The organism is Hydrogenophaga sp. NFH-34, assembly GCF_021401345.1.
Taxonomy (GTDB): Bacteria; Pseudomonadota; Gammaproteobacteria; order Burkholderiales; family Burkholderiaceae_C; genus Hydrogenophaga; species Hydrogenophaga electricum.
The window spans coordinates 57,802-71,054 of the sequence record NZ_JACBGE010000010.1; the positions used below are offsets into that span (position 1 = coordinate 57,802).

Sequence of the window (13,253 nt, forward strand, 5' to 3'; positions counted from 1 at the left end):
CCATTTAGGCTTTCTTGTCGTCGAGCGACTCAGGCGGGGTGAAGTCGAGCACCTCAAAATCGATGAGATTGCCTTCGGGCAGCGGATCGTGCGACGCGGGTGCGGGCGGCTTGGCCGTCGGCTCTACCGGCAAGCTGACCTCGGGCAAAGACGCCTCAAACGCAGCATTCTCGGACAGCTCGTCCAGATCGACGTCCAGCCCAAGCCGGGGTGAGGCCGGCGGGACCACATCCATCGGCTGGGTTTCGCGCCCCATATTGACGGAAACGCCCCCGGTCGCAGCACCGGCCTTCAAAGGTCGGATGGCCGTGTGCTGGAAATCGCTGCCCGGGACAGACGCCACCTCCTCGCGCTTGGCGACGTCTTTGGCGATGGCGTAGAGCAGCAGCAACTCGCGATAGGCTTCAAGCCCGAACACCTCGCCCTCGCTCTCGCCGTCTTCCGACTCCCGGAAAATGGACTGCTCGATGACATCGAGTACGCGTGGCTGAGGCCACAGGGCCTGGATGCGGCTGAACGCAGCCTCATAGGTCTCCAGCCCACGGTTTTCTTCCGCGTACTGATCGAACGGCGGCGCGTCGGCGTTGAAATGCTGGTTGAAGTCTTCGCGCAGGCGGTCGTATTCCACGCGGCGCCCCAACTGGTGATACAGCCGGAACAGATCCAGATAAGCCAGCGGGCTGGGTTCGGCGCTGTCAATAAGGTGGCTGCGCAGCACGCCGATGGCCTGTTCGTGTTCGCCGAGCGAAACAAAGAAGTCGGCCTGCTGCTGCACATCGAACAGCTCTTCCGTGGCCACCGAACGCGACGCCGCCAGCATGCTGGGGGCAAACTCCTTGCGGTCCTGCGGTGCCCAACTGGCCGCGGATTGGGCGGTCAAACTCTGGTAGCCGTCGTCTGCCCCCAGATCGAGATCAAGGTCGAGCCCCGCCCCGCCCACCTTGGCCCCAAGCGTGGGCGCGACCTTGGCGCCAGCCGGCGCCACGGAGATATCGTCACCCGCTTGCGCCTCGGCCCACCAAGCCTTGTCTTTGTCCTTCTTTTTCGCAGGAGCCGGCTTCTTGTCGTCTGGCTTGCGGGCCTCGCGCACGACCATGGTCTGGCGGCGACGCAGCAACCATGCGAGCAGCAGCAAGGCCACGAGCAGCAACAGGGCCAGACCCCAGACGGCATAACGCTGCCATTGCGACTGGTCCAGCTCGGCCTGCAAGGCCTGGATGCGCGCCTTGTCCTGGGCTTCCTGCTCGCGCAAGCCTTTGGACTCGGCTTCAAGCACCGCCAGCTTCTGGGCGTCTCGCAGCACGTCTTCGGGCGCGGCGTTGATCGCCTTCCACAGCTGGCTGGCCGCCTGGCGCACCTCTTCCGAGCTTGCCGGTTCGCTCAGCAGGCTCAGCGAAAGGCGCAGCACGGGATCGCGGTCGATGGCCAAGCTCAGATCCACCGGTTCGAGCTGAAGGCGTGGTGCAGGTGCCGGCTGCTCGGGCCGGCGGACCACACTGCGCGGTGCCGCGCGGGCAGGAGCTCGGGCGGCGGTGGCCCCCGTCGCGGACGCTACCGAACCACTGTCCTGGCCCGAAGCGGTGGCCGGCGCCGTGTTCCCGGCCGCCGGTGTTCCGATGGCAGGGATCGGTGCCGCTACAGGCGGCGCCACCGGCAAGGCGCCAGACGACGATTCGGCAACCAGATCGGCGAGCAGCACATAGCGCCGCGAAAACGGCGAGGAACAGCCTGCCTGAACCTGCACCGTGACGATCGGCTCATTGACCGGCTGATTGACCTGAATGCGGATGCTCGCCCCCACATCGGAGGCGCCGCCGATGGGCGTGCTGACGACGTTGCCGGGATTGATCACCGAGTCGCCGTAAAGCACCTCGGTCCGGATGCATTGCTCACCGATATTTTCACCTGGCGCCAATGTGGCCTGGACGCGGATATCCAGCGGTCTGCCAATCACGGCCGCCCCGCTTTGCCGTCCCAAGCTCACCGCCGAACTGCTCAAGGCAGTTGATAGCAAAATACATCCCAGCCCGAAATGGCGCACGTCGAAGTCCCTTCGTTCCTCTGTCGGAACATTTTGTCATAGCTTGCCCTGAACGCAGCACAAATAATACTTTCACATGACCGCTATCTTTTCCGTTGTTGGCATTGTTGGCACCGGTGCCATGGGGCGAGGTATTGCCCAGATGGCTGCCCAGGCTGGCAGCCAGATCGTATTGTTCGATCTTCAGTCCGGCGCAGCACAGGCTGCCCGCGATGCGCTGGCCGAAACCTGGCAGAAGCTGGTGGCCAAAGGCAAGCTTGATGCGGCCAAACAACAGTCTTATCTGGAGCGCATCCGTCTGGCCGAAACCTTGAGCGATCTGGGCCAATGCGATCTGGTCATTGAAGCCATCGTCGAAAAGCTGGAGGTCAAGCAGCGCCTGTTCAGCGAGCTCGAAGGCATCGTGCCAGCCACCACCGTTTTGGCCACCAATACCTCGTCGTTGTCGGTCACGGCCATCGGCGCCGCTCTGCAGCACCCCCAGCGGCTGGCGGGCTATCACTTCTTCAACCCCGTGCCCCTGATGCGCGTGGTGGAGGTGATTGCCGGCATCAAGACCGACCCGGCGGTGTGCCAGCGCCTGACCGACTACACCCGCCAATACGGCCATACCCCGGTGGTGGCCCAGGACACGCCCGGCTTCATCGTCAACCACGCCGGGCGCGGCTATGGCACCGAGGCGCTGCGCGTGGCGGGCGAGCGTGTGGCCGACTTTGCCACCATCGATCGCATTCTGCGCGACCAGATCGGCTTCAAGCTCGGCCCGTTCGAACTCATGGACCTCACGGCGCTGGACGTTTCGCACCCGGTCATGGAGTCCATCTACCGCCAGTATTACGACGAGCCGCGCTACCGGCCCAGCGTGATCACAGCCCAGCGGCTGGCCGGTGGTGTGGTCGGGCGCAAAGTGGGCGAAGGCTTTTATGCCTATCAAGAAGGCCAGGCCCAGGTGCCGGCCGAACCGCCGGTGCCGGTGGTGTCCGCCCTGCCGCCGGTCTGGGTGTCGCCCAAAGCCGCGCGCCGCGCCGAGCTCTACCAGTTGCTCAAAAACCTGGGGGCTGCGATCGAAACCGCCGCAGCGCCGTCTGCGCAGGCGCTGATCCTTGTCGCCCCGCTCGGGCACGACGTGACCACGCTGGCTGCCGTGGAGCGGCTGGACCCGACCCGCACCGTCGGCATCGACATGATGCTGGAGGACGCGGCCACCAAGCGCCGCGTGCTGGCCACCAACCCCGCCACGCGGCCGGACATGCGTGACGCGGCCCATGCCCTCTTCGCCAAGGATGGCAAACCGGTCAGCGTGATCCGCGACAGCGCCGGCTTCGTCAGCCAGCGCGTGGTGGCCACCATCGTGAACATCGCCACCGACATGTGCCAGCAAGGCATCTGTTCGCCCGCCGATCTGGATGTGGCGGTCACGCTCGGCCTGGGTTATCCCATGGGGCCCCTGGCCCTGGGCGACCGTATCGGCCCGACCAACGTGCTGGAGATCCTGTTCAACCTGCAGACCGTCTATGGCGACCCGCGTTACCGCCCCTCGCCCTGGCTGCGCCGCCGCGGCGCACTGGGTTTGAGCCTGACGCACGAAGAGGCCTGAGCCATGACCGCCAGCCTTCAAAGCCGCAGCCACGGCGCCACGATGGTGCTGACCATCAGCAACCCCGAAAACCGCAATGCTCTGGGCCCGGAGATCTACGCTGCTGGTGTGGAAGCGCTCAACGCGGCCGAAAACAGCGCCGAGGTTCGCAGCGTCGTCATCACGGGCGAAGGCAGCCACTTCTGCGCGGGCGGAAACTTGCAGCGGTTGCTGGCCAATCGCCAACAGCCGCCCGAGGTGCAAGCGCAAAGCATCGCCGGCCTGCACAGCTGGATCGAGACCATCCGCGCCTTCCCCAAACCGGTCATTGCCGCGGTTGAAGGGGCCTGTGCGGGGGCCGGGTTCTCGCTGGCGCTGTCCTGCGATCTCATCGTCGCGGCGCAGGATGCGGTGTTCGTCATGGCTTATGCCAACGTCGGTCTTTCGCCCGATGGCGGTGCCACCTGGAGCCTCACCCACGCCCTGCCCCGCGCCACGGCACTGCAGTTGCTGCTGTGCGGCGACCGCATCGATGCGCCGCGGCTGCAGGCGCTGGGTGTGATCAACAGCGTGACCGATCCCGGCCAGGCTCTTGACAGTGCCCTGGCGCTGGCCGAGCGCCTGAACCAGCGCGCGCCGAACGCGCTGACCAGCATCAAGGAACTGGTCAACGAGGCCGTGTCCGCACCGCTGCATGTGCAACTGACCACAGAGCGCGACCATTTCGTGCGCAACCTGCACCACACCAATGCCGGCGAAGGCATTGGTGCCTTCCTGGAAAAGCGGCGGCCGCAGTACCGCTGACGCACTTCGTCGTGCACCCGGACCCTCCGCGACGCCTGCGGGACAGGGCCGGGTGCTATCCCTGATGCAGCACGCCGTCCCCATGGCGACAATGTGCGCGCCCCTCAGTCACCCAGCAGACAGCACATGGACGAACCGATTCTGACAATGGAAGAACGCGAGGCGATCAACAGTGGTCGCTGGTTCCAAAGTCTTTCCCCTTCCCTGCGTCACGACATCCTGCGATGCGCCTACGTCAAGCGATTCAAGGACGGCGATCTGATCGTCGCCCGAGGCGAACCACCCTCCGAATGGACGGCGGTGGCCAAGGGCGCCGTGCGGGTGAGTTCGACATCGCTGTCGGGCAAGCAGATCACGCTGACCTACGTCGAACCCGGCGTGTGGTTTGGCGATGTGGCGATGTTCGACGGCGACCGCCGCACGCACGATGCCTATGCGCATGGGGCGACCACGCTGCTGTGCGTGGCCCGCAACGACCTGCAAAAGATCCTCAGCCAGCACATCGAGCTGTACGAGGCGCTGATGCGGTTGCAGGCCCGGCGCATCCGCACGCTGTTCGGTCTGGTGGAAGACCTCAACACCCTGCCCCTGCGGGCGCGCCTGGCCAAACAGTTGCTGCACCTGGTGCGCAGCTACGGCGTGCCCTGCCTGTCCGATGGCAACGAAATGCGCATCGGGCTGCAACTGGCGCAAGAGGAACTGGCCCAACTGCTGGGCGCCTCGCGTCAGCGCGTGAATCAGGAACTCAAGTCCATGGAGCGCGAGAACGCCATCCGCATCGAGCAGGGTGGCCTCGTGATCCGCAACCGAGAGATGCTGCTGCGCATCGCCGAAGCCGAAAACTGACGGGGTCCTGCCCCGCCCCAACCCTCGTGACCGCATGACCGACACCCAGAACTTCACCGGCACGAGGCCGGTAGCTCCTCAACACGCCTTCGATGTCGACGCCCTCCAGCGCTGGCTCGCCGAACACCTCGACGGCTTTGAAGGCCCCCTGTCGGTCGAGATGTTCAAGGGGGGACAGTCCAACCCCACCTACAAACTCATCACCCCGCAGCGCCTGTATGTGATGCGGGCCAAGCCGGGCCCGGTCGCCAAGCTGCTGCCGTCGGCCCACGCCATCGAGCGCGAGTTCCGCGTCATGAGCGCGCTGGCCCCCACTGGCGTGCCGGTGGCCCGCATGTACGCCCTGTGCGAAGACGAATCGGTCATCGGCCGCGCCTTCTATGTCATGGAATGCGTGCAAGGCCGCGTGCTGTGGGAGCAGTCCCTGCCGGAACAGACGCCCACCGAACGCGCCGCCATCTACGATGAGATGAACCGCGTCATGGCGGCCCTGCACTCGGTCCGCCCTGCGGACGTGGGCTTGGCCGACTACGGCAAGCCTGGCAACTACTTCGAGCGCCAGATCGGCCGCTGGAGCAAGCAGTACGTGGCCTCCATCACCGAGCCCATCGCCGAAATGGACCGGCTGATGGAATGGCTGCCGCAGAACATCCCGGCCATGGCGCGCGACGAATCGCTGGTGTCAGTGGTGCATGGCGACTACCGGCTCGACAACCTGATGTTCCACCCCAGCGAAGCCCGGGTGCTGGCCATCCTGGACTGGGAACTGTCCACGCTGGGCCATCCGCTGGCCGACTTCGCCTACCACTGCATGTCCTGGCACATTCCGCCCGGCGCCTTCCGTGGCATCGGCGGGTTGGATCTGCCGGCCCTGGGCATTCCCAGCGAAGCCGACTACATCGCCCGCTATTGCGAACGCACGGGTTTTGCCACGCCCGACCAGCTCAAGGCCGACTGGAATTTCTACCTCGCCTACAACATGTTCCGCCTCGCGGCCATCCTGCAAGGGATCGCCAAACGGGTCGAGACCGGCACCGCCTCCAGCGCCCAGGCGCTGAATTCGGCGGCCGCCACCCGCCCCATGGCCGAACTGGCCTGGCGTTTCGCGCAGCGTGGCTGACCACCTGCCCCTGTTTTCCGCAGAAGACCCACCCGCTCATCCAAAGGAGCCCAAGCGATGAATTTCGACTACACCGACAAGGTCAAGGACATGCGCGAGCGCCTGCTCGCCTTCATGGACGAACATATCTACCCCAACGAGGGCCGCTTCTTTGCCGAGATTGCCGCCAACCGCGCCAAGGGCAACGCCTGGGTGCCCACGACGCTGATCGAAGAGCTCAAGCCCAAGGCCCGCGAGGCCGGCCTGTGGAACCTGTTCCTGCCGCAAAGCAAGCGCGCACCGGAAGGCCTGTCGAACCTGGAATACGCGCCGATGTGCGAAATCATGGGCCGCGTGCCCTTCGCCGCCGAGGTGTTCAACTGCTCGGCACCCGACACCGGCAACATGGAAACGCTGGAGCGCTATGCCAGCGAAGAGGTCAAGGACGAATGGCTGGAACCCCTGCTCAAGGGCGAATTCCGCTCCGCCTTCCTCATGACCGAACCCGAAGTGGCTTCGTCGGACGCCACCAACATCCAGTGCCGTATCGAGCGCGATGGAGACCACTACGTCATCAATGGCCGCAAGTGGTGGTCATCCGGCGCCGGTGATCCGCGTTGCGCCGTCTACATCGTCATGGGCAAGACCGACCCCGAAGCGCCCCGCCATTCGCAGCAGAGCATGGTGGTGGTGCCCGCGAACACGCCCGGCATCACCGTGGTGCGCCCGCTGAGCGTGTTCGGCTACGACGACGCGCCGCACGGCCACATGGAGGTGCTGCTCAAGGACGTGCGCGTGCCCGTGCGCAACCTGCTGCTGGGTGAAGGCCGCGGCTTCGAAATCGCGCAGGGTCGCCTCGGCCCTGGCCGCATCCACCACTGCATGCGTTCGATCGGCGCGGCCGAGCGGGCGCTGGAACTCATGTGCAAGCGCCTCAACAGCCGCGTCGCGTTCGGCAAGCCGATTTCGGCCCAGTCGGTCTGGCACGAGCGCATTGCCGATGCACGCTGCAAGATCGAACAGGCTCGCCTGCTCACGCTCAAAGCGGCCTACATGATGGACACCGTGGGCAACAAGGTGGCCAAGGCCGAAATCGCCATGATCAAGGTGGTGGCGCCCAACATGGCCTGCGAAATCATCGACATGGCCATCCAGGCCCACGGTGGTGGCGGCGTCAGCGACGACTTCCCGCTGGCCTACAGCTACGCCAACCAGCGCACGCTGCGTTTGGCCGACGGCCCCGACGAGGTGCACCGCAACGCCATTGCCAAGCTGGAACTGGCACGCCACCTCGCCATCAAGGGCGATGTGGAGATGCCCATCACACGCGGCTGCTGACCGCCTGCGGTGTGCGGCCAGCGCCTCCCAGCTGACCCGTCGGCAGACAGGTCAGGGCTGGGCGGGCGCCTCGGTCAGCTCGCTGGCGCGCTGCAGCAGGTGGTCCAGCAGGGCCAAACCGTGCAGCGCGATCGCATCACTTTCGCGCTCGGGCAATGCCAGGCGGGCCAGCAGGCGGCCCTGGGTCCAGGCCAGCATGACTGGCGGCGGGTTCGTCTGGGCGCCACCCGGCCAGTTCATCAGTGCCGCCTGTGCCCGGTCGTCCAGCCAGGCCGGCGCCACCTTCGGCAAGCTGGTCAGCACGGCATAGCGGCGCCAGAAGGCGTCGGCCGGCCCGCTCCAGCCGGTATCCCGGAATCCCGTCAGCCAGCGCACTTCGTCGGACAGCAGCGTCTCGGACGTCCGCAACCCATCGGTAAATTGCGCAAAAGCCGCTTCCGCCTCGCGTTCGAGCGCGGGCTTGAGCGTCCGGCTGATGAGCACAACCCCATCGTCCGGTGCCGCACCGGCGGCAGGCCGCCCCAGCACGGCTTCCAGCTGAAGCACCTGGCCCGGCATATACGGCCAAGGTGAGCGTCCCAGACGCGCCCGCGCGGGCACGCTGCCCCACAGCCCTTCGGCTTCGCAGGCTGCGGGCTCCCAATCTCTGAACGCCATGGCCCGCCCCTCGGCCCAGCGCTGAATCGCCGTCTGCACAGGTGCTGCCTGCTCGCGTCGGCCCCACCAGCCCTTCAACATGTTCAGCAAGGTCTCACCTTTTCCCGTAGAGTGGTCGCCGGTTTTTCTTCATCAACCGCTGCACCCGGAAAGCCCGCCCCGCCATGATCGACGTCTACTCCTGGCCAACGCCCAATGGGCACAAGGTTCACATCATGCTGGAAGAGTGCGGCCTGCGTCTGAGGCGCGACTGGCAAGTCCATGCTGTCAACATCGGCAAAGGCGACCAGTTCGAGCCGGCCTTTCTGAAGATCAGCCCGAACAACAAGATTCCCGCGCTGGTCGACCCCGATGGGCCAGACGGCAAACCCATCAGCCTGTTCGAATCCGGCGCCATCCTGCTCTACCTCGCGGCCAAAACCGGCAAATACCTGCCTCGCAGCGACCGCGCCAAGTTCGAAGTGCTGCAGTGGCTGATGTTCCAGATGGGCGGTGTGGGCCCCATGCTCGGGCAAGCCCACCATTTCCGGATCTACGCACCAGAAAAAATCGACTACGCGGTCAATCGCTACACCAACGAGGCCAAGCGCCTCTACGGCGTGATGGACCGGCAACTCGAAGGCCGCAAGTTCGTCGCCGGTGCGCACTACAGCATCGCCGACATCGCCATCTTTCCCTGGCTGCGCAGCTGGCAGAACCAAGGTATCGACTGGGCCGATTACCCGCGCCTGAAGGACTGGTTCGACCGCATGGGCGCCCGCCCTGCGGTGCAGCGCGGCGTGGCGGTGCTCGCCGATGCGCGCAAGCCGCTGACCGACGACAAGGCACGCGACATTTTGTTTGGTGGCACGCAGTACGCCAAGCGCTGAGAGCGGTCCGACAACGGGTACAATGCTTGTTTCGTCGGAGCGTAGCGCAGCCTGGTAGCGCATCTGCTTTGGGAGCAGAGGGTCGCGAGTTCGAATCCCGCCGCTCCGACCACCCTCAAAACAAAAGGCCCACAGTGTGGGCCTTTTGTCCATCCGGCCCCACCGCCGGACACTGCCCGTAGCTCAACTGGATAGAGCAGCTGCCTTCTAAGCAGCAGGTCGGGGGTTCGAGTCCCTCCGGGTAGACCAATAAACTCAGTATTTTCAAGGCATACAGCGATAGCATCCACTAACAATTTCTTCAAAAAATGAAGAAATGAGTATTTGAGTGTCCCTGTAGTGTCCCGATTTCGCACCTTTTCGCAGCGCTTCGCGCTTGCCAAAACCTGCTTAGCGTCCCCGTGGTGTCCCGTTGACCAGCCCGTTTGATCTGGTTTAATGTGTTGTCGCGAAGGGTTGTGGGACCCTTCGCACGCTCCGAGGTAGAGGCTCTGATCTCGGTGAATGAAGTGCACGTGTGCTGGGTAACGAGGCCTCCCAGCGCTCGTCGCCTCGTCTGGACCTCGCTTTTATCGAGCGAGCAAGATGAGCACGTCAGTACGTGATGAAACCCACTCCCTGCCTGAGAACCGACAGGCACTTCTGAAAAAAATCCTGTGGGACGCCTATGACATGGCCGAATTTCTCGGCCTGTCGGTCCACAGCATCAGGCGCGTCGTACATGCGCCCCCTGCCGGGTTTCCCTCGGCTTTATTCCTGGGTGGCAAGTGGATCTGGAGGTCCGTTGAGGTCCAACGCTGGGCCGAGGGTGAGTACATCCAGCCCTACGCACCACCGCCCCCGGCAGCGCCCCCAGCGCTCACGATGCGTGGGCGCGGGCGGCCGCGCCGCACAATTGAAGTCCTGGCCAGCTCCTGACCGCGAGGCCAGAGATGACGGGAACTTCCAGCGAGCATTCTCGCTATGAAGCTTTGATGGCATGGGCACGCACACGCTCGTCCATCAAAGCTATTCCAGAGGCATCGCAACAAGAGCCCCTGAATGCACAGCTACCACTTTGGCCGAACGAGGTGCGAGCGGTACCGAACGGCTTCCTACGGTCGGCCCTATTTGGCGCGATCGCCAAGGGCGCACGTCGCTACATCGACGGTGAGCAGCTCGCTGCGCTCGATGGCATAGAAATCCGCTACACCGGCCAGCGCCTTGACCAAGGCGACCTTGACACGTGGGAAAGCGTGCTGCACGCCGTGCGCCTTCAGGATCTTGGCGGCCAGTGTCGTGTCACGTCTTATGGCCTGCTGAAGCTCATGGGCAAGACCGACACGGGCAAGAACCGGGCGACGCTCCACAAGCGCATCACGAGGCTTGTAGCCAGCGCCCTTACGGTCAAGCAGGATAGATACAGCTACATCGGCAGTCTGATTGCCGGGGCGGCGAAGGACGAGGAAACACAGGAGTGGGTCATCGAGCTGGACTCCAAGCTGCGCCCGCTGTTCGCCGCAGACCAGTTCACGCAAGTGGAATGGGCGGTGCGCCAAGAACTGCACGGGAAGCCACTGGCCCAGTGGCTGCACGGCTTCTACGCCAGCCACGCCAAGCCGTTCCCGATGAAGGTGGAAACACTGTATCGGCTGTGCGGCAGCGATGCCGGCGAAATTTGGAAGTTCGCGCAGACTCTTCGGAAGGCGTTGGACGCCGTGGCTGAGGCCAGCGCTGCCCAGGGCGAAAGCTTCAGCTACGAGATTTGCGGCAACCTTGTGCACGTGGCCAAGAAGGCCCAAGGGGCGCAGCTGAGGCACTTGGCCAAGAATGCCCGCAAGCCAAGGGACCCGCGCGGTTGATGCCGTTCCAGCGGGTAGGCGATGCCGTTCCAGCGGGTAGGCGATGCCGTTCCAGCGGGTAGGCGATGCCGTTCCAGCGGGTAGGCGATGCCGTTCCAGCAGGTAGGTGATGCCGTTCCAGCAGGTAGGCTATCCACAGGTCGATCGGGTAGAAAGTCCATGTTTGACAAGGGGTTACGGGCTTCGGTCAGTTCAGCCTAATCATCTTCTAATCCTTTCTTAATCGGCCAGCGGCTGCGTGAGGGCGGGCTCGCCCTCCCCCGCCTTCAGCGGCTCCCCCTCCCTATCGAGGCCCCCAAAGGGGGCCAAACAGGTCCCCAAAGCGGGCCACCACAGCAGCAACCAACACAGACATAGTTACGCACACACCTGATGTTGCTCAAGACGCGAAGAGCGGGCCTGTATGCGGCTGCCACGGCCGCGCCCCAGTGACCCCTTCGGGGATCGGATTCGCGACTCCAGCGCCCCGCTGCGGCCCCAGGCGGGGCCTACCTGGGGGCCTCGGCCCCCAGCCCCCCCAATAATCCGAAGCTGCCAATGGGAAGAGCGCCGAGGGATAGGTGCTGAAGCAGCGGTCGAGGTGCCCGATGCGCTTCTGGCTCGTGGCTCTGACTTGGTGCGCGGGATCTTCGCGGAAGTGGCCAGCAGGCTCGCGCGGAGTCGGAGGCCGTTCGCAAGGATGCGGAAGCCCGCGTCACTGAGGTACGAGCTGAATTGAGCGAGGCCACAGAGGAGATCGCACGCCTGGAAGCCCAGGAGACCGCACGCACTGCGGAGCGTTCGTCACTGCGGGACGAGCGCAAGGCTCAGGAGCTGCTGGCGGCCGGACGGAAGGAGCGCGCTGCCCTGGCTGCACGCCTGGAGTCGGAACTGCGTGACGCGCGCGCAGCGCTGGCCAAGAGCGAGCAGCAGGTCGCGGATCTGGCCAAGGCCGGCGAAGTCCAGAAGCTGCTGGAGGGCTTGGGGGCCCGCCTGACGCCGGCCGACGCCGCGGCCAAGGGGAAGAGGTACGCCCCTCCCCAGCGACGTAGCGACACGAGGCGCCGCCAAGCGCCCGACACGAGACGACACGGATGGAGGTTCAGTGCGACGACTCGAACGGGTGAACTTGAATTTCGGCATCGGGGAGCGACGCCACCAGTTTCAACTCCCGCCAAGCGCCTTGAAGTACTCGCGCAGCATGCTGAAGTACATATCGTCACGGCGCTCCAGCTGGTTAACAAGAGGTGAAGGTGCCTTCAGTGCTCGCGACCTAGAAAGAAAAACTGTTGATGCCGTGCGTAAACAGATGGACTGGATACCGGTTCACCGGAACCGATCCGAGGCCCAGTATTGCATAGACGTACTGGTCGAACCAATGCATCGCCTCTGCGATCGGTACCGCGGCGTCCGCTTGCGTCGGAAGGCTTGCGCTCTGCAGGGTGCCAGCGTGGACAAGCGAATTCCGGACCTTGACGACATCGTGTGTCAAGGGCGCAATGCTGATGCGGTTTGCCGCACCTGCCAACAGGTCAAAGAAGCCGGGGTTGGTTGGTCTTCCCTGATTGCGTTGAGCGGCGTGTGCAGAGGCGAACGGTCTGCCCGTGGATTTCTCGGTGTCGGCGACAACCTGCAGCAGAGTGGAGCCGCTCAGGTACAGGTTCTCCAGGGACCAGCAAGCTGTTGCGTCTATAAAGAAGTGCATCAGGAGTCTTAACTTCTCGACTGCGTCCAAGGTCCTGTACTGGGCGACAAACCGCTCCACGAACGCGATGAACTCGGCGAAGGTGTTCACGCAGGCCGCAGGGTTGGCCAGGCCGCGGTCGCGCGGAAAGTGTGGTCCGACAGTGATGAACTGAATGCTGGAAGCCTCGAGCGAGTGCTTGATGGTCACGGAGGCGCCCGTGACAAACGAGGCAGCGAGGCAGATCGGTACTAACTCTTCAAAGGCAGCGTCTTTCAACGACGGCGGACCATTCACCGGGAGCCGGAAGCTCATCGTGTATGTGTTGGCGGTGGCCCCTTGAAGGACTGCCGGGTGAACCTGCCTGAAGTTCGGGACCTGCTGAAACTCCCACGTCCCACAGGGCGTTTGCAAGTTGAATTGCAGGGGGGTTGCCGGTGGCAGCAGGTTTACCACATAGAAGCCGATCATCGTTATTTCTCCTTCCTGTCGATGCGCTTATCTTGCGCCGCGGCCGCG

At 64.4% G+C, this 13,253-nt stretch carries 11 protein-coding genes and 2 tRNA genes; 10 read left to right on the forward strand and 3 right to left on the reverse strand.

Features of this window, described 5'->3' with window-relative positions:
- Positions 1-4 precede the first annotated feature (4 nt).
- Positions 5-1,954 carry a hypothetical protein gene (locus tag L0977_RS11145; RefSeq protein WP_234264938.1) on the reverse strand — a complete coding sequence of 650 codons (1,950 nt, stop codon included), beginning with the start codon at positions 1,952-1,954 and terminating at the stop codon, positions 5-7.
- A 163-nt stretch (positions 1,955-2,117) separates the two neighbouring features.
- Here L0977_RS11145 and L0977_RS11150 point away from each other — a divergent pair, with 163 nt between their 5' ends.
- The 5 genes from L0977_RS11150 to L0977_RS11170 all read left to right on the forward strand — a co-directional run bounded on the left by L0977_RS11150 (position 2,118) and on the right by L0977_RS11170 (position 7,704).
- Positions 2,118-3,638 carry a 3-hydroxyacyl-CoA dehydrogenase gene (locus L0977_RS11150; RefSeq protein WP_234264939.1) on the forward strand — a complete coding sequence of 507 codons (1,521 nt, stop codon included), beginning with the start codon at positions 2,118-2,120 and terminating at the stop codon, positions 3,636-3,638.
- A 3-nt stretch (positions 3,639-3,641) separates the two neighbouring features.
- Positions 3,642-4,421, forward strand: coding sequence for an oxepin-CoA hydrolase, alternative type (locus tag L0977_RS11155; protein ID WP_234264940.1), 780 nt, complete (start codon positions 3,642-3,644; stop codon positions 4,419-4,421).
- A 126-nt stretch (positions 4,422-4,547) separates the two neighbouring features.
- The gene (locus L0977_RS11160) at positions 4,548-5,267 is read left to right on the forward strand and encodes a Crp/Fnr family transcriptional regulator (protein WP_234264941.1); all 720 of its coding nucleotides are present in this window, start codon (positions 4,548-4,550) and stop codon (positions 5,265-5,267) included.
- 34 nt (positions 5,268-5,301) lie between these two features.
- A complete protein-coding gene (locus tag L0977_RS11165) occupies positions 5,302-6,387 on the forward strand; it encodes a phosphotransferase (RefSeq protein ID WP_234264942.1) in 1,086 nt (361 codons plus the stop codon).
- 57 nt (positions 6,388-6,444) lie between these two features.
- On the forward strand, positions 6,445-7,704 hold the full coding sequence (locus tag L0977_RS11170; RefSeq protein ID WP_234264943.1) for an acyl-CoA dehydrogenase family protein: 1,260 nt from the start codon (positions 6,445-6,447) through the stop codon (positions 7,702-7,704).
- A 51-nt stretch (positions 7,705-7,755) separates the two neighbouring features.
- On the opposite strand, the gene L0977_RS11175 is transcribed toward L0977_RS11170, so the two are convergent.
- Entirely contained in the window at positions 7,756-8,451 is a 696-nt protein-coding gene (locus L0977_RS11175; protein WP_234264944.1) for a hypothetical protein, read from the reverse strand.
- A gap of 74 nt (positions 8,452-8,525) precedes the next feature.
- Between L0977_RS11175 and L0977_RS11180 the strand changes: the two genes are divergently transcribed.
- From L0977_RS11180 to L0977_RS11200, 5 genes are all read left to right on the forward strand, one after another.
- Positions 8,526-9,230, forward strand: a complete 705-nt coding sequence (locus L0977_RS11180; RefSeq protein WP_234264945.1) for a glutathione binding-like protein — start codon at positions 8,526-8,528, stop codon at positions 9,228-9,230.
- Positions 9,231-9,265: 35 nt separating this feature from the next.
- Positions 9,266-9,342: transfer RNA gene (locus tag L0977_RS11185), tRNA-Pro, on the forward strand.
- A gap of 60 nt (positions 9,343-9,402) precedes the next feature.
- Positions 9,403-9,479 (forward strand) — tRNA-Arg (locus tag L0977_RS11190).
- 683 nt (positions 9,480-10,162) lie between these two features.
- Positions 10,163-11,071 (forward strand): plasmid replication initiator TrfA, encoded by a 909-nt coding sequence (gene trfA / locus L0977_RS11195; protein WP_234264946.1) that lies wholly within the window; start codon positions 10,163-10,165, stop codon positions 11,069-11,071.
- 714 nt (positions 11,072-11,785) lie between these two features.
- Entirely contained in the window at positions 11,786-12,301 is a 516-nt protein-coding gene (locus L0977_RS11200; RefSeq protein WP_234264947.1) for a hypothetical protein, read from the forward strand.
- A 22-nt stretch (positions 12,302-12,323) separates the two neighbouring features.
- On the opposite strand, the gene L0977_RS11205 is transcribed toward L0977_RS11200, so the two are convergent.
- A complete protein-coding gene (locus L0977_RS11205) occupies positions 12,324-13,205 on the reverse strand; it encodes a hypothetical protein (protein ID WP_234264948.1) in 882 nt (293 codons plus the stop codon).
- Positions 13,206-13,253 lie beyond the last annotated feature (48 nt).